Annotated in this window: 23 protein-coding genes; 5 read left to right on the top strand and 18 right to left on the bottom strand. The window is 62.8% G+C overall.

Translation table 11 applies throughout. From position 1 onward, the window contains the following. Positions 1-102 precede the first annotated feature (102 nt). From HSDC_RS07145 to HSDC_RS07120, 6 genes are all read right to left on the bottom strand, one after another. Positions 103-1536, bottom strand: a complete 1434-nt coding sequence (locus tag HSDC_RS07145; protein ID WP_064699249.1) for an NAD(P)(+) transhydrogenase (Re/Si-specific) subunit beta — start codon at positions 1534-1536, stop codon at positions 103-105. A 16-nt stretch (positions 1537-1552) separates the two neighbouring features. Then, positions 1553-3124 (bottom strand): Re/Si-specific NAD(P)(+) transhydrogenase subunit alpha, encoded by a 1572-nt coding sequence (locus HSDC_RS07140; protein WP_064699248.1) that lies wholly within the window; start codon positions 3122-3124, stop codon positions 1553-1555. Between the two features lie 207 nt (positions 3125-3331). Beyond that, on the bottom strand, positions 3332-5236 hold the full coding sequence (htpG, locus tag HSDC_RS07135; RefSeq protein WP_064699247.1) for a molecular chaperone HtpG: 1905 nt from the start codon (positions 5234-5236) through the stop codon (positions 3332-3334). Between the two features lie 94 nt (positions 5237-5330). Next, entirely contained in the window at positions 5331-5801 is a 471-nt protein-coding gene (locus HSDC_RS07130) for a PaaI family thioesterase (protein WP_064699246.1), read from the bottom strand. Further along, positions 5794-6288, bottom strand: coding sequence for a PaaI family thioesterase (locus HSDC_RS07125; protein ID WP_064699245.1), 495 nt, complete (start codon positions 6286-6288; stop codon positions 5794-5796). The genes HSDC_RS07130 and HSDC_RS07125 overlap by 8 nt, the downstream gene beginning before the upstream one ends. Positions 6289-6355: 67 nt before the next feature. After that, positions 6356-6685, bottom strand: coding sequence for a YkvA family protein (locus HSDC_RS07120; RefSeq protein WP_064699244.1), 330 nt, complete (start codon positions 6683-6685; stop codon positions 6356-6358). A gap of 147 nt (positions 6686-6832) precedes the next feature. Between HSDC_RS07120 and HSDC_RS07115 the strand changes: the two genes are divergently transcribed. After that, complete coding sequence (locus HSDC_RS07115; protein ID WP_064699362.1) at positions 6833-8779, top strand: transglycosylase SLT domain-containing protein; 1947 nt, start codon at positions 6833-6835, stop codon at positions 8777-8779. A gap of 103 nt (positions 8780-8882) precedes the next feature. Here HSDC_RS07115 and HSDC_RS07110 read toward each other — a convergent pair whose 3' ends face one another. Both HSDC_RS07110 and HSDC_RS07105 read right to left on the bottom strand, forming a co-directional pair. Beyond that, on the bottom strand, positions 8883-9527 hold the full coding sequence (locus HSDC_RS07110) for a LysE family translocator (RefSeq protein ID WP_064699243.1): 645 nt from the start codon (positions 9525-9527) through the stop codon (positions 8883-8885). 9 nt (positions 9528-9536) lie between these two features. Next, positions 9537-9962, bottom strand: a complete 426-nt coding sequence (locus tag HSDC_RS07105) for a TM2 domain-containing protein (protein ID WP_064699242.1) — start codon at positions 9960-9962, stop codon at positions 9537-9539. Positions 9963-10265: 303 nt separating this feature from the next. On the opposite strand from HSDC_RS07105, the gene HSDC_RS07100 reads away from it, so the two are divergent. Continuing rightward, complete coding sequence (locus HSDC_RS07100) at positions 10266-10472, top strand: cold-shock protein (protein WP_013333187.1); 207 nt, start codon at positions 10266-10268, stop codon at positions 10470-10472. Positions 10473-10560: 88 nt separating this feature from the next. On the opposite strand, the gene HSDC_RS07095 is transcribed toward HSDC_RS07100, so the two are convergent. Genes HSDC_RS07095 through yegS form a run of 3 tightly spaced genes read right to left on the bottom strand, consistent with a single transcriptional unit; the run spans position 10561 to position 12771 of the window. Next, the gene (locus HSDC_RS07095; protein WP_064701102.1) at positions 10561-11310 is read right to left on the bottom strand and encodes a hypothetical protein; all 750 of its coding nucleotides are present in this window, start codon (positions 11308-11310) and stop codon (positions 10561-10563) included. Between the two features lie 56 nt (positions 11311-11366). Beyond that, a complete protein-coding gene (locus tag HSDC_RS07090) occupies positions 11367-11798 on the bottom strand; it encodes a VOC family protein (protein WP_064699240.1) in 432 nt (143 codons plus the stop codon). 10 nt (positions 11799-11808) lie between these two features. Next, entirely contained in the window at positions 11809-12771 is a 963-nt protein-coding gene (gene yegS, locus HSDC_RS07085) for a lipid kinase YegS (RefSeq protein WP_082919975.1), read from the bottom strand. Between the two features lie 142 nt (positions 12772-12913). On the opposite strand from yegS, the gene HSDC_RS07080 reads away from it, so the two are divergent. Next, the gene (locus HSDC_RS07080; protein WP_170862771.1) at positions 12914-14512 is read left to right on the top strand and encodes a cation:proton antiporter domain-containing protein; all 1599 of its coding nucleotides are present in this window, start codon (positions 12914-12916) and stop codon (positions 14510-14512) included. A gap of 83 nt (positions 14513-14595) precedes the next feature. Continuing rightward, complete coding sequence (locus HSDC_RS07075; RefSeq protein ID WP_082919974.1) at positions 14596-14883, top strand: hypothetical protein; 288 nt, start codon at positions 14596-14598, stop codon at positions 14881-14883. Between the two features lie 87 nt (positions 14884-14970). Here the strand turns inward: HSDC_RS07075 and pepN are convergent, their stop codons facing one another. The 3 genes from pepN to HSDC_RS07060 form a co-directional block, all read right to left on the bottom strand. After that, positions 14971-17601, bottom strand: coding sequence for an aminopeptidase N (pepN, locus tag HSDC_RS07070; protein WP_064699238.1), 2631 nt, complete (start codon positions 17599-17601; stop codon positions 14971-14973). Between the two features lie 82 nt (positions 17602-17683). Further along, positions 17684-18067, bottom strand: a complete 384-nt coding sequence (locus tag HSDC_RS07065; RefSeq protein WP_064699237.1) for a YbaN family protein — start codon at positions 18065-18067, stop codon at positions 17684-17686. A 117-nt stretch (positions 18068-18184) separates the two neighbouring features. Next, positions 18185-18652: a GNAT family N-acetyltransferase gene (locus HSDC_RS07060; protein ID WP_064699236.1), complete on the bottom strand. Its 468-nt coding sequence runs from the start codon at positions 18650-18652 to the stop codon at positions 18185-18187. 196 nt (positions 18653-18848) lie between these two features. On the opposite strand from HSDC_RS07060, the gene cobO reads away from it, so the two are divergent. After that, on the top strand, positions 18849-19448 hold the full coding sequence (cobO, locus tag HSDC_RS07055) for a cob(I)yrinic acid a,c-diamide adenosyltransferase (protein WP_064699235.1): 600 nt from the start codon (positions 18849-18851) through the stop codon (positions 19446-19448). 6 nt (positions 19449-19454) lie between these two features. On the opposite strand, the gene HSDC_RS07050 is transcribed toward cobO, so the two are convergent. The 4 genes from HSDC_RS07050 to purU all read right to left on the bottom strand — a co-directional run bounded on the left by HSDC_RS07050 (position 19455) and on the right by purU (position 23618). After that, the gene (locus tag HSDC_RS07050; protein WP_064699234.1) at positions 19455-20177 is read right to left on the bottom strand and encodes a 3'-5' exonuclease; all 723 of its coding nucleotides are present in this window, start codon (positions 20175-20177) and stop codon (positions 19455-19457) included. Continuing rightward, positions 20178-22085, bottom strand: coding sequence for a DUF294 nucleotidyltransferase-like domain-containing protein (locus HSDC_RS07045; RefSeq protein WP_064699233.1), 1908 nt, complete (start codon positions 22083-22085; stop codon positions 20178-20180). Positions 22086-22231: 146 nt separating this feature from the next. Next, positions 22232-22621 carry a DUF4168 domain-containing protein gene (locus HSDC_RS07040; protein WP_064699232.1) on the bottom strand — a complete coding sequence of 130 codons (390 nt, stop codon included), beginning with the start codon at positions 22619-22621 and terminating at the stop codon, positions 22232-22234. Between the two features lie 130 nt (positions 22622-22751). Further along, positions 22752-23618: a formyltetrahydrofolate deformylase gene (gene purU / locus HSDC_RS07035; RefSeq protein ID WP_064699231.1), complete on the bottom strand. Its 867-nt coding sequence runs from the start codon at positions 23616-23618 to the stop codon at positions 22752-22754. Positions 23619-23758: the final 140 nt, after the last annotated feature.

Genomic DNA, 23758 nt, shown 5'->3' with positions numbered 1-23758 from the left:
GCCCCGAGCCTGAGAATGATGGGGAAATTGTAACGAAAAACGCCCCGGTTCGGGGCGTTTGATAGCATGCTGAATCGGGCCGGCCAATGCCGGCCCGACGACTCACTCGATCAGCGGAACCAGAGTATCGATGCTCGAACGGGCATCGCCATAGAGCATTCGCGTGTTTTCCTTGAAGAACAGCGGATTCTCGATACCGGAATAACCGGTGCCCTGACCGCGCTTGCAGACGAAGACCTGCTTGGCCTCCCAGACCCGCAGCACCGGCATGCCGGCAATGGGGCTGTTGGGATCCTCCTGGGCAGCCGGATTGACGATATCGTTGGAACCGATGACGATCACCACATCAGTCTCGGCGAAGTCGTCGTTGATCTCGTCCATCTCCAGCACGATGTCGTAGGGCACCTTGGCCTCGGCCAGCAGCACGTTCATGTGCCCCGGCAGACGGCCCGCCACCGGATGGATGCCAAACCGCACGTCCTTGCCGGCGCTGCGCAGCTTGCGAGTCAGCTCGCTCACCGCATTCTGCGCCTGAGCCACCGCCATGCCATAGCCCGGCACGATGATCACCCGGTCGGCATCGTTCAAGGCACTGGCCACGCCACCGGTGTCGATCGCCACCTGCTCGCCTTCAATCTCAGCGGCCGGCCCCTGGCTGCCACCGAAGCCTCCCAGAATCACGTTGATGAAGTTGCGGTTCATCGCCTTGCACATGATGTAGGAGAGGATGGCACCCGAGGAGCCCACCAGGGCGCCGGTGACGATCAACAGGTCATTGGAGAGCGTGAAGCCGATGGCCGCCGCCGCCCAGCCGGAGTAGCTGTTGAGCATCGATACCACCACCGGCATGTCGGCACCACCGATGCCCATGATCAGGTGATAGCCGATGAACAAGGCCAGCACCGCCAGCAGCAACAGCGTCCAGAAGCCGGCACCGTTCAGATAGAGAATGGCCAGCAGCAGCGACAGCGCAGCCGCGCCGGCATTGAGCAGATGCCCGCCAGGCAGCTGGCGAGGTTTGCCATCGACCTTGCCGGCCAGCTTGCCGAAGGCGATCACCGACCCGGTGAAGGTCACCGCGCCGATGAACACCCCAAGCACCACTTCGATCTGCAAAAAGGTCAACTCTGCCGGGGTCTTTTCGGCAACCAGGGCAGCGAATGCCGAGAACCCTTCTTGGCTGCCTTCGGCGGCCAGCACGCGACGGCGTTCCAGGTCGGCATTGAAGCCGACGAACACCGCTGCCAGGCCGACGAAGCTGTGCAACGCGGCCACCAGCTGGGGCATCTCGGTCATGTCGACCTTTTTCGCCAGATAGACGCCGACCACGGCCCCGATGATCATCATCGGCACCATCCACCAGTAGCCGCCGATCCCCGGCCCGAAGGCGGTGAACAGCACGGCCACGGCCATGCCGACGATGCCGTACCAGACGGCTCGCTTGGCCTTCTCCTGATTGCTCAGTCCCCCGAGAGAGAGGATGAACAACACACTCGCCGCGATCGCCGCGGCGGACACGAATCCTTGACTCAACATAGTGTCTCCCCGCGGTTCAGGACTTCTGGAACATGGCCAGCATCCGGCGTGTCACCAGGAAGCCACCCACGATATTGATGGTCGCGATCAGTACCGAGATCGCCGCCAGCAGCCCCACCAGGAAGCTCCCCGAGCCGATCTGCAATATCGCACCTAGCACGATGATGCCCGAGATCGCGTTGGTCACCGCCATCAGCGGCGTATGCAAGGAGTGACTCACCCCCCAGATGACCTGGAAGCCGACGAAGCAGGCCAGCACGAAGACGATGAAGTGCTGCATGAAGGACGCCGGCGCCACCTGGCCGAGCAGCAGCATCAAGGCGCCGCCAACGGCGAGCATGCCCACCTGGCGCTTGGTCTGGCCGACGAAGGCGGCATGCTCGGCAGCCTTTTTCTCCTCCGGTGTCGGCTCCTTCTCCTTGGGCTTCGGCTTGGCCGCGCCGATGGCCTGTACCTTGGGCGGCGGCGGCGGGAAAGTGATCTCGCCTTCGTAGGCAACCGTAGCCCCGCGGATGACATCGTCCTCCATATCGTGATGGAGCTGGCCATCCTTCTCCGGCGTGAGGTCGGCAAGCATGTGGCGAACGTTGGTGGCATAGAGCAGCGAAGCCTGCGTCGCCATCCGCGAGGGGAAGTCGGTATAGCCGACAATGACCACGCCATTGTCCGTCACGATGCGCTGATCGGGCTCGGTAAGATCGCAGTTGCCGCCCCGCTCGGCAGCCAGGTCGACGATCACGGAGCCCGGCTTCATGGCCTTGACCATGTCGTCCAGCCAAAGCTTGGGCGCCGGCTTGCCCGGAATCAGAGCCGTGGTGATGACGATATCCACATCCGGTGCCTGCTCACGGAACAGCGCCAACTGCTTCTCGCGAAACTCGGGACTGGAAGGCTTGGCATAGCCACCGCTTTCCGAGCCGTCTTCAGCATCGTCGAAATCGAGGAACAGGAACTCGGCCCCCATCGACTCGATCTGCTCGGCCACTTCGGGCCGCACGTCGAAGGCACGTACCACCGCCCCCAGGCTGGTCGCGGTACCGATGGCCGCGAGCCCCGCCACGCCTGCACCGATCACCAGCACCTTGGCCGGCGGTACCTTGCCGGCCGCGGTCACCTGACCGGTGAAGAAGCGTCCGAACTGGTTACCCGCCTCGATCACCGCTCGATAACCGGCAATATTGGCGGTGGAAGACAGAGCGTCCATCTTCTGGGCACGGGAAATCCGCGGCACCATGTCCATGGCGATGACATTGGCGCCGGTCGCCCGGCAACGCTCCAGCAGTTCCTCGTTCTGGGCCGGCCAGAAGAAGGAAATCAGCGTCTTGCCCTGCCGCAGGCGCCCGGCTTCCTCATCGGAAGGCTCGCGCACCTTGATGACGACATCAGCCGCGTCCCATAACGCCTCGGCTCCTTCAATCACCTCGACGCCGGCCTCGCGATAGGCCGTATCGTCGAACCCGGCCGCCGTTCCGGCACCGGCTTCTACCAAACATTCGTGTCCAAGCTTCTGGAGATGCTGGGCGCTCTCCGGGGTCAGCGCGACACGCGCTTCCCCTTCAGCGCACTCCTTGGGTGCACCAATCTTCACGTTGGATCTCCCCTTGCAGGTTTATCGTTATCCACGACTCGAACCGGCTATCTTTACCTGAGACGGGAACCTTTCTCAAGGCGCATGCCGCCGATGCCATCGTCGACGACGCTTCCGAATGATCGCTCTAACCGCCGTCCAGACACGACACGACCCCGCCGAGGCGGGGTCGTGCATGGCTGAAAATTTTCTAGCTTGACGTGGACGTCAAGCACTCAGCAAGGCATTGAGTCGCTTGACGTAAGCTGCCGGATCGTCGAGATGGCCACCCTCGGCGATGATCGCCTGATCGAGCAGGATGTGCGCCAGGTCCCCGAAGGCCGCATCGTCGGCACCCTCCAGGCGCGTCACCAGGGCATGCTCGGGATTGAGCTCGAGGATCGGCTTCACCTCGGGCAACGGCTGACCGGCGGCTTCCATGATGCGCCGCATCTGGTAGCCCATCTCGTGTTCGGGCAGCACCACGCAGGCCGGGGAGTCGGTGAGGCGGTGGGTCACCTTGACCTCCTGCACTGCCTCGCCCAGCGCCTCCTTGACACGCTTGACCAGGTCTTCCTTGGCCTTTGCGGTCTCTTCCTGGGCCTTCTTCTCTTCCTCGTCCTCGACCTCGCCGAGATCGAGCTCGCCCTTGGCCACGTCGACGAAGGACTTGCCCTCGAACTCGGTGAGATGGCTCATCAGCCACTCATCGATGCGGTCGTGGAGCAACAGAACCTCGACGCCCTTCTTGCGGAAGATCTCCAGGTGCGGGCTGTTCTTGGCCGCATTGAAGCCGTCGGCGACGATGTAGTAGATCTTCTCCTGGCCTTCCTTCATGCGCCCGATGTAATCGGCCAGGGACTGATCCTGGGTAGCGCTGTCGGTATGGGTGGTGGAGAAGCGCAGCAGACCGGCGATCTTCTCGCGATTGGCGTGATCCTCCGCCGGACCTTCCTTGAGCACGCTGCCGAAGGTATTCCAGAACGTCTGATAGGCCTCGTCGTCCTTGGCCAGCTTCTTGAGCATGTCCAGAGAACGTTTGGTCAGCGCCGACTTGATCTTGTCGACCTGGGGATCCTGCTGCAGCAGCTCGCGGGAGACGTTGAGCGACAGATCACGCGTATCCAGCACCCCCTTGATGAAGCGCAGGTAGAGCGGCAGGAACTGCTCGGCGTCGTCCATGATGAAGACGCGCTGCACGTAGAGCTTCACGCCCCGGGCGCCATCGCGCTCGTAAAGGTCGAAGGGCGCGCGACCCGGCACATACAGCAGGCTGGTGTACTCGAGCTTGCCCTCGACCTTGTTGTGGCTCCAGGTCAGCGGATCGGAAAAGTCATGGGCCACATGCTTGTAGAAGGCCTTGTACTCGTCGTCATCGATCTCCGACTTGGGCCGAACCCAGAGTGCAGTGGCCTCGTTGACGGTCTCCCAGGTCGTGGTCTCGCTGCCCTCGATCTCGTTGCCCTCTTCGTCGTGGGCCTTCTCGACCTTGGGCATGCGCACCGGCACGTCGATGTGATCGGAGTACTTGCGTACCAGGCTCTTGAGCCGGAAGTCATCGGCGAATTCGCGAGCATCCTCCTTGAGGTGCAGTACGATCTCGGTGCCATGGCGCTCGAGCTCGATATCCGCCACGCTGAACTCGCCCTCGCCCTGGGAGCGCCACTCGACACCATCGCTGGCATCGGTGCCTGCCTTGCGGGTGCGCACCGTGATGTCGTCGGCGACGATGAAGCCAGAATAGAAGCCGACACCGAACTGGCCGATCAGCTTGGCATCCTTCTGCTGCTCGCCGGACAGCTGCTTGAGGAATTCGGACGTGCCACTGCGCGCGATGGTCCCGAGGTTCTCGATCACCTCGTCGCGGTTCATGCCGATGCCGTTGTCGCGCAGCGTGATGGTCCCGGCATCCTGATCATGTTCGATCTCGATGCGCAGGTCGCTGTCGCCTTCGAAGATGGCATCGTTGTCCAGCGCCGCGTAGCGCAGCTTGTCGCAGGCATCGGCAGCGTTGGAGATCAGCTCGCGCAGGAAAATCTCCCTGTTGGAGTACAGGGAGTGAATCATCAGGTGCAACAGTTGCTTGACTTCGGTCTGGAAGCCAAGGGTTTCCTCATGGGTGGCAGTGGTCATCTATCTTGGACCCCTTTCTCGACATGACAGTGGTGGCGGTGGCAACGGCCACCAGCGGATAACTGTCGTCGATATGGGGCTCGCCACGCGTTTTTCAAGCGTCCTGTGCCGACACCTCGGCCAACGCGAAATGCAGACGCGCCGTGGCCACTGGAGACGCTTCGTCCGACTGCCAGGCCCAGACACGCACATTGGCCATGCGCCGCCCCTCGCGCAGTAACTCGCAACGAGCCAGCGTCGGTACCACCCTGGCCGTGCTCAGATAGTCGATGGAGACATCGACGACACGCGGCAAGCGCGGTTCTCGCGCTGCCAGCATCAGGTCCAGGGTCGCGGCGGTTTCCATGAAGGCCGAGACCACACCGCCATGCAGGGCCGGCAGCAACACATTGCCGATGTTGTCCTCGCGTGGGGCCAGACGAAACAGCAGGCCATCGCCCTCTTCCGCGCTCTCGACGGATACGCCGATCCGACAAGCGTAGGGCATCCGCTCCAGCCAGGCCGTCACATCGCCCTGCTGTCGGGTACGCGCCAGCCACTCAGCATCATGGAAGGCATCAGTCATGGTCGTTCTCCGCGGCGAACAGGGCCTGCTTGAACCCCGGCGGCGTATTGCGCGCGCCGAGACGCATGAAATTGGCGATACCTCGCGCTATCGGTCGCTCGGCGCATTGCCACAGCCGTCCCTCGGTGAACACCACCGAAGCCGTGACCGAGACCACCCGAGCCTCGACATGCAGATCCTGCCCTGTCACGCCGGGCCGGTAGTGGTCGACCCGCAGATCGAGAGTCGGACACACCTCAGGCTCGGGCAGTGCCGGCAACACAGACGAGCCACAGGCCGTATCCAGCAGCATGGTGGCCACGCCGCCATGCAACAGGCCTCGCGTCGAATCACCGAGCAGATCATCGTCCCAAGGCAGACGCAGCAACACCCTTTCGGGCCCCGCCTCGAGCACCGTCAGGCCGAATCCTCGTGTATGAGGAATCACCGTGACGAAGCGTGTGATGGCGCGCCGCCAGGCCGCAGCGTCGGGAGTATCGGAAGACATGGTTGACTCATGACGAACAAACGTTTGATCAACAAGCTAGCGCATTCCGCGCCCATCCGCCAATACGTCAGACCTGCTCGATATCTTCCCCCTCCTTCCAGATCCGATACGGGTCGAGGGAGCGATCCACCTTCGTCAGCAGCCAGCCGACCACGACCACATCGTCGACCAGGCCAATCAGCATCAGAAAATCGGGAATCAAGTCCAGCGGAGACACCAGATAGACCAGCGCCAGCAGCATCCACGCCATCGCGCTCCAGGGGACGGGGCGGTAGCGGCCACGTACCACGTCGACTAGCATCGGGACGAACAGCTGCAAGGCACGGCCCATCCGCCCCAGGGCGCGGGAGCGGTGCTTCAAGCGCTGGAACAACGACAATCCTTTGAATAGTGCCATCATGATCTCCTGAGGAAGCAGCACACGGCCAGACGATAGGATATCCTCAACGAGACACTCCGGTCTTGTCGACGACGTCGATATGATGCGGCCATCATGCGTTTCATTCACTTTCGGCTCACGCCGGCGAACCAGCGAGATATTCAGATGCTCCGGTCCCCGTCCTTCGCCTACTGGAAAGCCCTGCTGACTGCGGCCCTGCTGTGGTGGCCAATGGCCGCCCCGGCCGACGATCGTGCCATGCACGACGCCCTGCAGGCAGCACGGAGCCAGCAATGGCACGCCATCGACCAGGCCGCCATCGAGAACCACGTCCTGGCCGGCTACATCGACTACCACCGCCTCAAGGCACGTCTCCCCGCGGCCAGCCCCGATCGCGTACTGCACTTCATCGAGACGCACAGTGATTCGCCACTGGCCGGCTGGATGCGCGGCCAGGCTATCTCGGCCTACGGCGAGGCAGGACGCTACGGCGATCTCCTGGCAGTGGCCGACGGCGTTCCCGACGGTACCGAGCGCCAATGTCACTATTATGCCGCCTTGCTTGATACCGCACCCGCCACGGCGGCACAAGGCGGGCGCGAGCTATGGCACAAGGGACATTCCCAGCCGGAGGCCTGCAATCCACTGTTCAATACCCTGCGCGCCCGCGGCGAAATCGGCCCTCTGGAAATCTGGGAGCGCATGATGCTGGCCTGGCGCAACGGGGAAACGGGGCTCGCCAAATACCTTGGCCGCATGCTCGGTCCCGACTGGGGCGACGGCAAGGCCGCCATGGCGCGCCTGCAAGCCGACTACGCGGCCATTACCACGATACCGACCTGCATCGGCCCCGGCTGCCAAGGCAGCGGTGCACTGTTCTCCGCAGGCATGCACGGCTTCACGCGAGCCGATACCGAGGCAGCCCTGGAGGCTTGGCGCAGGATATCGCCACACCTGTCGATCGACGAGGCCCATCGACGCTCGATCGAGCACGACCTTGTCTTCTATTCGCTGGTTCGCGACATCCGTCAGAATCGCGCCTGGGTCGACGAGGCCCTGCCGCGTCTGGCCGACGCCGAACTGCTCGAATTGCGCACCCGGGTCGCCCTGGCGGATCGCGATTGGCGCGGCGTGATCGGCTGGATCGACAGCATGGCCGCCGAGCAACGCCACAAGGCACGCTGGCAATACTGGCTGGGCCGCGCCCATGCACAACTCGGTGACGACACCACGGCCCGAGCCGCTTATGCGCGTGCCGCCACCGAACGCGATTTCTATGGGTTTGCCGCCGCCGACCGCCTGGGCCAGCCCTATGCCCTCAACATGGCTCCCACCCAGGTCGATCCGGGGCTGCGTCAGCGCGTCGCCAACTGGCCAGCCGTGCGCCGTACCGAAGCCCTGCTGCGTATCGACGAGCCCGGCCTGGCCAGCAGCGAGTGGTACGCCGCCGCCGCCCGCGCCTCGACCGAGGAAGCGCGCGCCCTGGCCGATTACGCTCACCAGCGCGGCTGGCATGCACGCCTGGTACAAACCACCATCGCCGCCCAACTGTGGGATGCACTGCCATGGCGATTCCCCGAGGCCTATCGCGACCAGTTCATGCACTGGGGCGAGCGCACCGGCGTCGACCCTTATCTGCTGATGGGCATTGCGCGTCGCGAAAGCGCCTACAACCCCAACGCCCTGTCACCGGCCGGCGCCCGAGGCCTGATGCAGCTGATGCCGGGCACCGCGGCCAATGTCAGCCGCAAGCTGGGCCTGTCGGACCCAGGGCCCTATGGCGTGCTCGATCCTGCACTCAACATCCGCCTGGGCAGCACCTACATCGACGAGATGCTCGACCGCTACCACGGCAACCGCCTGGCCGCCACGGCCGCCTACAACGCCGGCCCGCATCGCGTCGACCGCTGGCTGCGTGACGCTCCCCAAGCCTTCGACCTCTTCGTCGAAAGCATCCCCTTCCGCGAGACACGCCATTACGTGCAGGCCGTGATGACATACCGCGTGATCTTCGAAAGCCTCGCCAAGGGCGGCGACACCCGCGGTGTGGCGCTGCTCACCCCCGCGGAGCGCCAGGGGCGTTATGATGGATCGCTGCAGGCGAGGAATTGAGTACAGAGAAGCACGCCCCCGGTTTCACCGGGGGCTGAAGCGCGGCTAATGCCGCTAGAAGGGGGCAGTACGGCGCTCCGCGCCTTTAAGAGGATAAGCCCTGTCAGCTGGGGCTTCGTGTCAACGCGAGCTTGATGCCGAAGCCGATCAAGACACCGCCGGTCAGGCCATTCAACCAGCGCGAGAAGGCCGGGCTGGCCAGCCAGCGGCTGGCGCTGCCCACCATCAAGACCACGCCGATCTGCCATAGATTGGCGACGATGAAGTGCACGCCGGCCAACCACAGCGACTTGGCCAGCGCCGGGTCTCCCGGCGAGATGAACTGCGGCAGGAAGGCCATGTAGAAGACCACGGTCTTGGGATTGAGAACATTGGAAAGCAGTCCCTCACGCAACGGCCGCCACATGGGCACCGAACGGGTTGCCTCCTCGACGCCGGACACGGGCAGTCCCTGGCCGCGCCGCGCCGCCATCAAACTGTTGATGCCCAGCCAGACCAGATAGGCCGCACCAGCCAGCTTGAGCGCGCCGAACGCCCAGGCCGACTGCAGCAGGATCAGTGAAATGCCCAGGGCCGAGACGGCAGCATGCACGAAGAGCCCGCTGCAGATCGCCAGGCTGGTCAGAACGCCGTCCCGAATCCCGCCGCGGGCGGTATTGCGGATGACCAGCAGAGTATCGACGCCCGGCGTGATGCTGAGCAGGGTAATCGCCACCAGAAAGGGCCAGAACTGTGAATCGAAGAACATCGCCGTTCCTCAGCCGCCAAAGATGCCTCGCTCGGTATGGCGCATGGATATCTGGTCGTTGAGGGTCCAGAAATCGTACAGCACGCCAAGACCGAGCAACCCCAGGGTACAGAGATAGAGGATACCGGTGAGCCACTTGCCCTGGTAGAAACGATGAATGCCCAGGGCCCCCAGAAAAGTCAGCAGCAACCAGGCCAGGGAGTAGTTGATCGGACCAGCCTGGAAGCGCAGGTCCGCCTGACGATCCATGGCGGGGATCAGGAACAGGTCGATCAACCAGCCGATGCCCAGCAGGCCGAACGTGAAGAACCAAATCGTGCCGGTGACCGGCTTGCCATAGTAGAAGCGGTGTGCCCCGAGAAAGCCGAACAACCAGAGCAGATAGCCGATCAGCTTGCTGTGCGTGTCTTTCGAGGAAATGTGCGTATGGTTCATGAGCCTGTCTCGCCATTGAGCTGTTGCACTGCACCGAGCCGCTGGACGCCCCGGAGCTTTCGATCTACAGTGACCAAGGGTGGGAAGCACCAGTCTCCCCGCGGCACTCTGTTGACGCAACCTTGGTGCTGGTGCACCATCCATTGCGTTGGTCAGCAAGTAGAAAAGTCGTCAGTTGTACGTCGATCCCTTCGATACACCCAGTGCGCACTTCTTTCTTGTCTTGCCCACGCACTTGGGTCACGGCGCGGTTGAGGGCCGTTCGACCCAGCATCATCATTTAGCTAGTTAAGGAAATCGACAATGGCAACTGGCACTGTCAAGTGGTTCAACGACACCAAGGGCTATGGCTTCATCTCTCCGGAAGACGGCGGCGATGACCTCTTTGTCCACTTCTCCGAGATTCAGGCTGAAGGCTTCAAGTCCCTGCAGGACGGCCAGAAGGTCTCCTTCGAGGTCACGCAGGGCAAGAAAGGCCTTCAGGCCTCCAACGTCCGGGTCACCGACTGAGGTCCACGACCTCCGCCCCGGCGTCGTCGTCATCCGACGCGACACCTTCTCGAAGGCCCACCAGCAGGTGGGCCTTTTTGATGGCCGGTCAAGGCGTGGTGTCATCGTCCGTGGAAGACGTTGCCCCGCCCGGCTCCTCGGTCGCATCGCTGATTTCGTCGGGCACCCGACGTTCGGCCTGCTCGAACTGCTGATCGATCTTCTGGCTGGCCTCCTCGAAGCGCCGCTCCGTCTCCTCCAGGATCGCCTGGACCTCCGGATCGGAACTGGCCTCTTCCAGGGTGGCAGCGTCTTCGGGCAATCCGGCGTCTGACTCGAGCGCGGTGTCGAGATCCACGGAGGTCTCGGATTCCGGCGCCGCTGTCGGCTCAGGTGTCTCCTGCTCGGCCTCCTTGAACTGCTCGTCGATCTTCTGGCTGGCTTCCTCGAAGCGCCGCTCGGTCTCTTCGATGATGGCGTCGACGTCGTCACTGCTGGTCTCGCCGGGCATCGCTTCCGACTCCTCCAGGACGCCGGCAGCATTGCCGTCCTGCGGGGACTCGAGAGCCGATGGTTCGTCGGCGAACTCGGCGCCATTCTCCGACGACGACTCGGCGCTCTCCGTAGACGCGGCTTCGCTCGCTGCCTGTTCCGGGTCGGCACTCTCGGCATCACGCGCAACCCGCTCGCTCTGCGTCGCCTCGTCGTCCGTGGTGGCCGCTTCAGTGTCTTGCTGCTGTGGCGCGTCGGCTTCCTGCGTCACGTTCTCTTCGCCCGCGGGCGTGCCATTGTCGTCACCACACCCGGCAAGCACCAACGCCAATGCCAGTGCAAGCGGCACACAGAATTTCATCGCCATCGTTGCCTCCCAAGAAACGAAGCGACATTGCACCAGAGCCCCTGCCCCATCGCAAGCTATGTCGCAAACAGTTGTCCCTGAATGTCTCGGAATGCCTTGAACTCGATGGCATTGCCACTGGGATCCCGGAAGAACATGGTGGCCTGCTCGCCGGGCTCTCCCTGAAAGCGTACGTAGGGTTCGATCTCGAAGCGGATACCCGCCGCGGTCAAGCGATCGACCAAGGCTTCCCAAGTTTCCATTTCCAGCACTACCCCGAAATGCGGCACGGGAACGCCATGACCATCCACGGGATTACGATGTCCCTCGAGCCCAGCATCCTCGCCCAGGGCAGGATTGAGATGGCAGACGAACTGGTGCCCATAGAGATTGAAATCGACCCAGGTATCGCTGGAGCGGCCTTCGTCGCAACCCAGCAACTCGCCATAGAAGCGTCGGGCCTCGGCCAGGTCGCGCACCTGAACGGCGAGATGAAAAGGCGTCAGCATGATGGATCCTCTATGAATTGGTGGCATCGACTCCTTCATGATGCCGCGTGGTCCTCGACTCCGTCACCCTTGGCGCATGACGCTCGAGCAAAGGACACTCTCTCGGTGCCGCGAGTTCCAGAGCCCCGGTATCGATCTCGACATGGAAGCCCCGGCGACGCAACGGCTCGCCATCCAGCGTCAGCGGAAGGTCACCTTCACTCTCGAACGTCACCCAGGAAGTACGAAAGGTTTCGACGAACTCGCCCCTGGCGGGACGGTCCAGCAGCTCGCGGCGCATCGTCACCATTTCCCGTAACGAGGTAAAATCGCGTACCAGCAGAATATCCAGCAGGCCATCGTTGAGGCGAGCTTCCGGCGTCAGGCGCTGGCCACCGCCGGACTGGATGCCATTGCCCATGGCCAGCACGAACAGTGAGGCATCGCGCTGCCCCTCCGCCCAGCTCAGGCGTCCGGGATAGGGGCGGTACTGCCAGGCCTTGAGCGCACCGATCAACGAATAGGCACCACCGCCCAACAATCGCTTGAGACTCTTGGGTGTGGAAGACGTGACCTCAGCCCCGAACCCGCCGGTGGTCATATTCAGGAAGTAGCGATCATCCAGCCGCGCCACGTCAACGGAATGCGACGGCAGGTACAACGCTGCCTCCAGTGCCTCCGCGGGCATCAGGGGCAAGCCCAGTGAGGTCGCCAGGTCGTTGGCACTACCCAACGGCAGGATGCCCAGGACCGGGCGACGTTCGCGCGGCAGGCGCATCAGGCCATTGACCACCTCGTTGACCGTGCCATCGCCACCGCCGGCGATCACTCGCGACCGCCCGGCACGTCCGGCCTGCTCGGCCAGCCTGGCGGCATCCCCATCCTCCCAGGTCACATGCACTTCCAGGTCGGCACCCGCCTCTCGGCTAGCGAAGACGGCATCTCGCACTTGCGGCAATTGCGCTGCCTGGCCATTGAGAATCAGCCTGGTCATGCCCACCCCACCTCCTTGATGGCACCTGGATACGTCACGCTCGCTTCACGACGTCCCGCTACGCTGAAATGATGAATGCCATTCACTTTACGACTTCCTTACACTATTTGCCTGCACGTCTTCCCGGTACCGCGGAGCCTTCATGATCGACCCGGCCATCATCATCGCCGCCTTCCTCGGTGGTCTCGTTGCCCTGAGCCTACGCCTTCCTCCCCTGGTGGGCTTTCTGGCCGGCGGTTTCGCACTCAACTTTCTGGGCATCGCACCACCGCCGCTGCTCGGTGTTCTGGCCGACGTGGGCGTGACCCTGCTGCTGTTCAGCATCGGACTCAAGCTGGACATCCGCACGCTACTGCGCCGGGATGTCTGGGGCGGCGCCAGCTTGCACATGCTTGTCTCGACACTGATGCTGGTGGCCATGTTCACGGCCCTCCAGGCACTGGGATTGCCGTTGCTGGCCGGGGTCGCCCCAACCACTCTGCTGCTGCTGGCCTTTGCCCTGTCCTTCTCCAGCACGGTATTCGTGGTGAAGGTACTGGAGAAACGTAGCGAGACCCAGACCGCCTATGGTCGCCTGGCCATCGGTGTGCTGATCATGCAGGACATCTTCGCGGTCGCCTTCCTGACCCTTTCCAGCGGCACCCTGCCCAGCCTCTGGGCATTGGGCCTGGTGCTGCTCATCCCTCTGGCACCCGCCATGCGCGCCCTGCTCGACCGGCTCGGCCACGGAGAGATGCAGATGCTGTTCGGCATCCTGCTGGCCTTGGTGCTGGGCTATGCGCTTTTCGAGGCGGTCGGCATCAAGGGCGATCTCGGCGCCCTGATCATCGGCCTGCTGCTGGCCCCTCATCCGGCGGCCCAGACGCTGGCACGTTCCATGTTCAGTCTCAAGGAACTCCTGCTGGTGGGATTCTTCCTGAGCCTGGGACTGACGGCCCTGCCGACCTGGGAACAGATGGGCATGGCGATGTTGCTGGTCCTGTTGCTGCCCCTGAAAGGCATCCTCTATCAGTTGGTCTTCATGCGCTTTCGCATGCGCCACCGCACGTCCCTGCTGGCATCGCTGAGCCTGACCAACTACTCGGAGTTTGGCCTGATCGTCGGTGCCATCGCCGTGGGCGCCGATTGGCTGCCTGCCAAGTGGCTGGTGACCCTGTCCCTGGCAGTGGCCGTGAGTTTTGCCGTGTCCTCCCTGCTCAATGCGTTCAACGAGCGTCTCTACCGTCACATCGAAGCCCGCTTGCCGGCCATCGATACCGATACCCTTTCCCCCAGCGACCGCCCTATCGAAGTGGGGAATGCCGAGGCCGTGGTGCTGGGCATGGGGCGCATCGGACGCAGCGCCTACCGTCGCCTTCAGAAGGAATATGGTCTCCAGGTACTGGGTATCGACAGCAATCCCAGAAGCGTTGCCCAGCTGAGCGAACGCGGTTTCAACATACTGGAAGGAGATGCCGTGGACTCCGATTTCTGGGACAAGCTGCTGATGTCCCCCGAGGTACGCATGGTCGTGCTGGCCATGCCCCACCATGCCGGCAACCTGGCGGCACTGAAGCAGCTCCGTTCGCGCCAATTCCCGGGCCACATCACCGCCGTGGTGGAGTATCCCGAGGAGATCGAGCCGATCCGCGAACTCGGCGCCCACGCCGTTTTCCACGTCTATGACGAGGCCGGTCGGGCACTGGCCGACAGCGCCGCCGAAGAGGCAGGCATCGATTCGAAGATCGGCCAGCTAGGCTGATGGCGGACGTCTCGTGCCGCCTTGCCCCGCTCCCCCATGAACCGCGATACTGATGCCCGGTTCAGACCAGCGACGGAATCCTCATGGAAGACTTCTTTGCCCTCATCGGGAGCCTGATAGGCGAGGGCATTCGCCTGATCGTCGACCTCCTGACCGGCCTGTTCACGCATGCCGACGATGCCGTCGACGGCTTGTTGAACGGCCTGTCCGGCTCGCTCGGCATCTCGCCGTCACTGCTCAGCCTGGCCATCCTGGTGCTCGGCCTCTGGATGCTGTGGCGCGGCCTGCGCGCATTGATGCAACGTGCCATCATCGCCACCCTCTTCTGGTGGCTGTTGGGGCTGCTGGTGCTCGGCTGGCTGATCAACTAGATCACCGTCATTCAGCAAGCAGCGCAACGCACGAAAAAAGCGCCGCCCGTCAGGGCGGCGCTTTCTGTTTGCAGCACTCACATCGGCTCACGCCAGTGCTTTTTCTACCACCTCATAGACATTCGGCGACAGGTCCTCGGCACGAATGCGCTCCAGTTCGGCCTTCATCAGCTCCTGGCGGGTTTCGTCATAACGCGCCCAACGCGTCAACGGCGTGATCATGCGCGCGGCGATCTCCGGGTTCAGACGATTGAGCTCGATGACCACATCGGCCAGCAGCTTGTAGCCCTCGCCGTCCAGGCGGTGGAAGTTGACGCGGTTCTGGGCGAAGGCACCGATCAGGGCACGCACCTTGTTGGGATTGGTCAGCGAGAAGGCCGGATGATCCATCAGGAACTTGACCCGCTCCAGGGCATCCGCCTGGGGACGCGAGACCTGGATGCTGAACCACTGGTCCATGACCAGCGGATCATGGGCCCACTTCCGGCCAAATGCCTTGAGCGCGGGATCGGCCAGATCATCGCGACTGCTGTGCGTCAGCAACGTCAGGGCATGGCGCACATCGGTCATGTTGTGCTCGGCCTCGAACTGTTGCTGAGCCAGTTCCACGCCCTCTTCGTCCTCGATGCTCATCAGATAGGACAAGGCCACGTTCTTCAGGCTGCGCGCGGCAATCTGGTCGGGCTCGGGGGCATAGGGCGAGTCGTCGCGATTGGCCTGGTAGACCGCCAGGAATTCGTCGCGCAGGGTCCGGGCCAGGGACTGCTTGACGAATTGTCGGGCCGCGTGGATGGCATCCACATCGACCAGCGGCTGCTGTTCGGCGATATAGGCCTCGGACGGCAGCGTCAGCATCTCCGCGAGCACGGCCTTGTCATCGGTATCGCCGGTCAACAGGGTGCGGAAGGCCTCGATGACACGTCCGTCCATGACCTTTTCCACCCCGTTGCGATGCGCGGCGATCAGGTCGTCGAGCGCCAGCAGCGACAGGCGCTGACCGGCATCCCAACGATTGAAGCCATCGCTGTCGTTGGCCAGCAGGAAGGCCAGGTCCTCGCGGGAATACGGGAAGTTCAGCTTGATCGGTGCCGAGAAACCACGGGCCAGCGACGGCACGGGCGCCTCGGCGAGATCGGTGAAAACGAACTCCTGCTCGTCTTCGCGCAGATGGATCACCGCATCGCGGCCCAGGGATTCACCGTCCAGCGTCAGCGCCAGGTCGCGGCCGGACTTGGTGCCCACCAGCCCCAGGCGTATCGGAATGTGCAAGGCCTGTTTGTCGGGCTGGCCCGGCGTCGCCGGGGTGCGCTGACGCAGGATCAACCGGTACTCGGCCCGGGCGTAATCATACTCGCCGTGCGCATCGATTTCCGGGGTGCCGGCCTGGGAGTACCACAGCATGAACTGATCCAGGTTGTGGCCGGAAGCCTCCGCCATGCAGGAAACGAAGTCCTCGATGGTCACCGCCTGACCATCGAAGCGCGAAAAGTAAAGATCCGAACCACGACGGAAGGCTTCCCAGCCCACCAGGTTGCGCAACATGCGCACGATCTCGGCGCCCTTCTCGTAGATCGTCAGGGTGTAGAAATTGCCGATCTCGATGTAGTGATCCGGACGCACCGGGTGCGCGGTGGGGCCGGCATCCTCGGCGAACTGGGCGGTGCGGAAGAAGGAAACGTCCTCGATACGCTTGACCGGCGCCGAGTTCACATCGGCGGAAAAGCTCTGGTCGCGGAAGACGGTGAAGCCTTCCTTGAGCGAGAGCTGAAACCAGTCACGGCAGGTCACTCGATTGCCGGACCAGTTGTGGAAATACTCGTGGGCGACGATGCCTTCGACCCGCTGGAAGGCGGCGTCGGTGGCAGTATCGGGATGGGTCAGCACCGCGGCCGAGTTGAAGATGTTGAGGCCCTTGTTCTCCATGGCGCCCATGTTGAAGTCGTTGACCGCCACGATCATGAACAGGTCGAGATCGTACTCACGACCGTAGGTCTCCTCGTCCCAGCGCATGGCGCGCTTCAGCGAGGCCATGGCATGGTCGGTCTTGCCGAGGTTTTCCTCCTCGACCCAGATCTGCAGGGTGACGTCACGGCCACTCATGGTCGTGAAGTGGTCCTCGACCTTCTTCAGATCGCCGGCGACCAGGGCGAACAGGTAGCAGGGCTTGGGATGCGGATCCTCCCAGGTGACGAAATGACGCCCATTCGGCAGCTCGCCCTTCTCCACCGGATTGCCGTTGGAAAGCAGCACCGGCAAGCTGGCGGCATCACCGATCACCGTGGTCGAGAAGGTGGCCATGACGTCCGGGCGGTCCGGATAGAAGGTGATGCGACGAAAGCCTTCCGCCTCGCACTGGGTGCAGAACATGCCGCCGGATCGATAGAGCCCTTCCAGGGCGGTGTTCCGCTCGGGGGCGATTTCCACCTCGGTATCCAGCAGGAAGCGTGACGGCACCCGTGCCACCCGCAGCCCTTGTTCGGTGAGCTGGTACTCGTCCTCCTCCAGCGGCTGACCATCGATGGCGATGGACTTGAGCGTCAGTTGCTCGCCATCGAGTTCCAGGGCCTCGCCGGCCTCGCGCTCGGGGTGACGCTCGACATGTAGCCGCGCCTTGACGCGGGTGGCGGCAGGATCGAGATCGAAGGTCAGCTCGGTATGGGTAACGCGGTAGGCGGGCGGTCGATAGTCGCTCAGGTAAATCGCTTGAGGTTGGGACATCGAGGATGGCTCCTGTCGAAAATTGCCAACCATTGTACGGCTCGGCGAGCCCGAACCTCAAAGCGTGATGACCCTGTCCGGTTCAGGTTCCGGAACTGGTGACCGGCTCCGGCCGCGTCAGGATCCAGACACCGAGCAGTGCCAGCCCCAGGATCAGCAGCAGCTTGAGCCACATCAGGCTGACGGTGAAGGCCAGTATCACCATCGACACGATCAGCATGATACCTGCCAGCCACTTGGCATGGCGAGGAATCGCCCGCTCGGCTTCCCAGGCCGTGACCGTGGGCCCGAAACGTGGATGGCGACGAATCCAGGCGGCGAATCGCGGGGAACTGCGCGACGCGAACCAGACCGCCAGCAACATGAAACAGGTCGTCGGCATGATCGGCAGGAAGGCACCGATCACTCCGAGAACGAAACTGATACCGGCCAGGGTCATGAAGGCGACACGGCGTGCTTGTGACATGCGGCGCTCACTCCCTGTGGCGGTGAAGACTATGTTCCCATTGAAGCGCATCGCCAAGCGGACTGCCAATCGACATCCTCAATGACGCCAGGTCATAAACGGCTATGGGAAACCGCTTCACCCGCCCGGTGATGCGCTCAGTTCCTTCGTCATCCGCCAGGCGGCGCATCCATCCTCATAATAATCCGTCAGCCAAGCGTCGGGCAGGAAGCCTTCGCTGCGATACAGCCCGAGCGCCACAGGATTGTCGACGCGCACTTCCAGCACCAGCCGGTCACAGCCACGCGCCATCGCCGCCGAGGTCAGCCACTGCAACATGCCTCGCCCCACGCCATGCCGCCGAGCGCCGGGATGCACGCAGAACGAATAGAGCCTGGCCTGGGTGCTGTTACGCCGCAACAGCAGGGTCCCGTAACCCAGCAAGCGCCTGGCGTCCCCCTCCGCTACCAGCGTCAGGGCATGAGCACGATACAGCAGATGGTGAAATTGCCGTCGGCTGAAGCGATCACCACTCAGGGCGACTTGTTCAAGTTGGCACAATGAAGGCAGGTCATGGCCCGAGGCGAGGCGCAAGGTCGGTGTCATGATGTAGCGTCCGAGAATTCTGGCCCAGATTGTGGCGGGCCGTCATGGCGCTGTCAGCCATGCGGACGTGAAGGTTGTTCATGGAATTCGAAGGCTGCATGAAAGCATCGACGTTGTCTGCCGCGTCACGTAACCTGACTTCCTCTATCGTGCCTTTCCTTTCCCAACTCTTTCCTACCAGGCTCGGACACCGCGCATGACGGATCGTGACAACCGCCACCGCCAGGCCATGCAGAAGCTCAAGTCCCATGTCGACGAGCGCATCGCCAAGGCCAACGAACAACGGGGCCAATTACTGGTCTTCACCGGCAACGGCAAGGGCAAGACCACCGCCGCCTGGGGCACCGTGACCCGTGCGCTGGGCTACGGTTACCGTGTCGGCGTGGTGCAGTTCATCAAGGGCACCTGGGAATGCGGCGAACGCGAGCGACTCATTGAGGATGCCAATCTCGAAGTGGCGATCATGGGGACCGGCTTTACCTGGGAGACCCAGAACCGCGACGCCGATACCCGCGCCTGCCAGACGGTCTGGGCCGAAGCGCGACGCCTGCTCGCCGATCCGAACGTCTACCTCGTGGTGCTCGACGAAATCACCTACATGCTCAAGTTCGGCTACCTGGACATCGACGAGGTCACCACGGCCCTGGACAACCGTCCGGCCGAGCAGACGGTGATCGTCACCGGGCGCAACGCCCACCGCCGGCTTCTCGATGCCGCGGATACCGTCAGCGAGATGCGCGAGGTGCGCCACGCCTTCAACGCCGGGCTGCAGGCCCGACGCGGTATCGACTACTGAGGGCTCTCAGGTCCAGAGCTGGCCGATCGGCATCTCCGGCTGATAATGATGGGCGACCTGGGCCTGCAACAGTTCCGCCGTGGCCAGGGCATCGGTCAAGGCGTGGTGGCCTTGATAGAGCGGCAAGCCATAGCGGCCCCGACTGTCATAGAGACGAATCGAGGCAGGCGGCCGCCCCACCCAGCGCTTGAACCGCGCCAGCCAGGACTGACGATGGAAGCGCGCCTCGACCGCCATGGTGTCGATCACCGGGAATATCAGCCCCTCGCCCAGACGCGCCTTCACCGAATCATCGAGGAACAGTCGCTCGATGTGCCGGTAATGCACCACCACCAGCCGGCCGGCGAGCGTTTCCAGCAAGTCATCGAGAATCTCTCCGAACTCGGGCGCCCGTTCGATATCACTGTGCGTGATGTGGTGAAAGGTCACCGACTCGGCATGCAGGGTGCGCTGGGGTCTGACGATCCAGTAGCGTCGCTCGCTCAAGGCGATGCGCCCCAGAGTGAACGGCACGACCCCGATGCTGACGATGGCATGACGACGTGCATCCAACCCGGTCGTTTCCATGTCCAGCGCCACCATTGGCGCCTCGCCGATCGGCGTGTCGGGTGATGCAGTGCCGGCGGCAAAGAAACGAGCAAGCCTTGGATCACGCGCCTTTTCGGCCCGATCGGCCAGGTAAGCGGGCCAATCGGGGACCTGCGGGCGGCGGGGAACGAGCATCGTCATCTAGCGAGACCTTGATGACGGCATCGGATAACGGAACTTGAGAAACTTCTGGGCATGGCTCAATGCCTGGAAGGCTTCCTTGAGGTTGTGGCGTTCCTGGCTCGATACATTCTCCGGCTCGATGTTGTTGTCCGGCGGTTGCTCATGCTCGAGGTCGATGACCTGATGACGAATGCGCGACATCGACATCAGTTCCAGGGAGTAACGCAAGCGGTCGCTGACGCCAGGCGCCAGCAGGGATGTCCGGTCGATATCATCGAGGCGATCGAAGCTGTTCTGGGAACGAGAGCCGCAGGCCAGGGCATGGACTCTGATCAGATCGACCAGTGGCGCGGTACCACGCCGCTTGAGGTTGATCGAGTTGTTGTGCTTGCCATCCTTCTCCATGACGAAGGTACGGAAGAATCCCAGCGGTGGCGTGCGGTTCAGGGCGTTGCGGGCCATGGCCGCCAGGAAGAGCGGGCTCTGGGCCGCCTTCTCGGCCACCAGATCCTGGAGCTGCTCGACCATGACATTATCGCCATGCACGCTATCCAGATCGAAGAAGATCGAGCTGTGCAGCAGGCGCTCGGGGTTCGGCTCCTCGATCCACTCACTGAAATAGCGTTTCCAGGTCGCCAGCGGTTGGCGCCACTGCTCATTGGTGGCCATGATGTCACCCTTGCAATAAGGATAACCACACGCGTCCAGACCATCGCTGACGATGCGCGCCATCTCCAGAAAGTACGCATCGTGCTGCTCGGGGTCGAAGTCATCCGACAGGACCAGGGCATTGTCCTGGTCGGTGACGATCGACTGCTCGTTGCGGGCCATGGAGCCCAAGGCCATGAAGCAGTACGGTACCGGCGGCGGCCCGAGCGTCTCCTCGGCCAGTTCCAGCAGACGGCGGGTGAAGCTGCGCCCGATGGTCGACAGAGCACTGCCGACCATGCGGGAATCTGCCCCCTCCTCGACCATCCTCACGAAGGCGGCACTGACATCCGGCGCCAGGCGCGCCAGACCTTCCGCATTGGGCTGGTGAAAGATGTTGCTGACCAGATAGAGGCTGCTCTGTGTCTCGTAGCGAATGATATCCGAGAGGTGCACGATGCCCACCGGCCGGCGCCGATGCATGACCGGCAGGTGATGGATATTGTTGCGCAGCATGCACAGCATGGCCTCGTGGACCGATTCGTCGGACTGCACGGCAATCATCTTGTTGACGACCACGTCGCCCACCGGAGTATCCGGTGAGCGCCCCTCGGCGACCACCCGGGTACGAAAATCGCTATCCGTCAGGATACCGCGCACCTGCCAGGCACGGTCCTCGCTGTCGCGGAAGGTGTAGCGGGGATTGTCGCCGGGCTCGTCCAGTACCAGCACGGCCGATGCCTGGAAGTCGCCAATCTGCCGGGCGGCCTCCTGTACGGTGGTGGAGGCCTCGACCATCACGGGATAACGGGTGAGCAGCTTGCGCACCCGCGTGATGATCATGTCGTTGTTCTTCCGCTGCTGTTCCACCGCACTTTCCAGGCGCGGCCGTTGCAGTTCGACGAAATCGGCGAATTCGTCGTCGTCCTCGCAAAGGCGCTGGAACATATCCTCGGGAATGAAGTAGATCAGGGTGTCTTCCATGGCCCTGGCCGGATAACGCACCCGATGATGACGCAGCAGACTCAGCTGGCCGAAGATATCGCCCTCGCCGAGCCGGTTGTGAAGTTCTCCCCCGCGCCGGAACACCTCCACCGCACCGCTGCGGATGTAACACAGCTCATGGAGTTCCTGGTCCAGGGCGAGAATCTCCTCGCCGGCCTTGAAGTACGACACTTCGACTCGGCTCGCCACCTCGTCGAGCAAGGCGTCGGACAGCGTCTCGAAGGGCGGAAAACGCCCCATGTGCTGGCGAATTTCCAGCAATTCCACATCCATGTCCAGACTCCGCAAGAGACAGGTTTGGTTAGTCTGAAAGGCCTGGCATGCGCTGTAAAGCACGGGTCTTCAACCCTACGAAAAAAGGCCACCCGAAGGTGGCCCATTCGCTGGTCCCCGCCGTTGCGGGAAGGATGTCACACGGTTCACTGACCCTGGGTCATTTCCTGAACCTGCTGCATCAGCTCGGGATCCTGCTGGACCGCCTGACCGATGGCGTTGAAGGTCTCCACCTCGAGGCCACTACCTTCGACTGCCTCGATCATCTTGCTGTTGGCCTCCTCGCGGATGGACTGCTGGGCTTCCTCACCCTCAGCACCCTGCAGCTGCTTGGTGTAATCCTGAGAGATCGCCGCGATGTCCTTGGAGGCATCGGCGAACTTCTGCAGCTGCTCATCGGAGAAGTTCTGGGTCTGAGTCTGGGCCTGGGTCTGCGCCTGATTGGTCGCGGTGGAGGAGTCCTGAGCCTGGGCAACGCCTGCCATCAACCCGGTGGTGAGTACGGCGGCAGACAGCAAGGTAGTGAGTCGTTGCATGAAGATCTCCAGTCATTCATTGGGTGCGTTTCGTGATTGCGCTTCCCTGTGACGCCACCCATCCAGGCGAGTTCAGACAAAACAGTAACAGTTTGTAACTACCCGCATGAATCAATCCAGACAAAGCCCCTCACCGCGTGAAGACCACCGTACGCTGGTCGTTGAGAAACACTCGGCGCTCGACGTGGTACGCCACCGCCCTCGCCAGGGTCAGACGTTCGATATCACGCCCCTTCTCGACCAGATCCTCCGGGTAGTCGACATGGCTGACCGTTTCCACGCCCTGGGTAATGATCGGCCCCTCGTCCAGGTCGTCATTGATGTAGTGAGCGGTAGCGCCGACCAGCTTGACGCCCTTGGCATAAGCCTGGTGGTAGGGCTTGGCGCCCTTGAAGCCGGGCAGCAGCGAGTGATGGATGTTGATCGCCCGCCCCGCGAGCCGCTCGCAGAGCTCGCTGGAGAGCACCTGCATGTAACGCGCCAGGATGACCAGCTCCGCGCCGGTCTCCTCGATCACCTGCCAGACCTCCGCTTCCTGCTCGGCCTTGGTCTCCGGCGTGACCGGCAAGTGATGGTACGGCAGGCCATGCCAGTCAGCGAGCGGCTTCAGGTCCGGATGGTTTGACACCACCGCGCGAATCTCGATGGGCAACTGCCCGGTGCGATAGCGATACAACAGATCGTTCAGACAATGATCCGCCTTGGAGACCATGATTACCACCGGCACACGGCTATCCGGCGCAGTCAGGTCGAACGCCATCTCGAACTCCGCCGCCCGATTCGCAAAACGGGCATGGAAGTCCTCGGGATCGAAATCGGCATCCAGAGGCCGAAACTCGGTGCGGATGAAGAAATGCTCAGCCAGGCTGTCATCAAAGGATTGCTGCTCGGTAATGTAGCAGCGACTTTCCTTGAGAAAACGGGTGACCACATCCACGGTGCCCAGTCGGCTGGGGCACTGGGCAGTCAAGATCCAGGTATCGGCGCTACGGCTCATGGTGAAATCTCCTGACGAAACAGGCCGGGGCAAGCCCCGGCCTCGTATCACGACGTGATGATGGAAACACTGATGCCAGCGTCACGCGGGACAATGTGCCAGCCTCACGGGACCCGGCACGAAGGGCAGTCCGGCGCACG

It is taken from the genome of Halomonas caseinilytica (genome assembly GCF_001662285.1).
Lineage (GTDB): Bacteria > Pseudomonadota > Gammaproteobacteria > Pseudomonadales > Halomonadaceae > Halomonas > Halomonas caseinilytica.
This window is presented reverse-complemented; position numbering and strand designations above follow the sequence as displayed.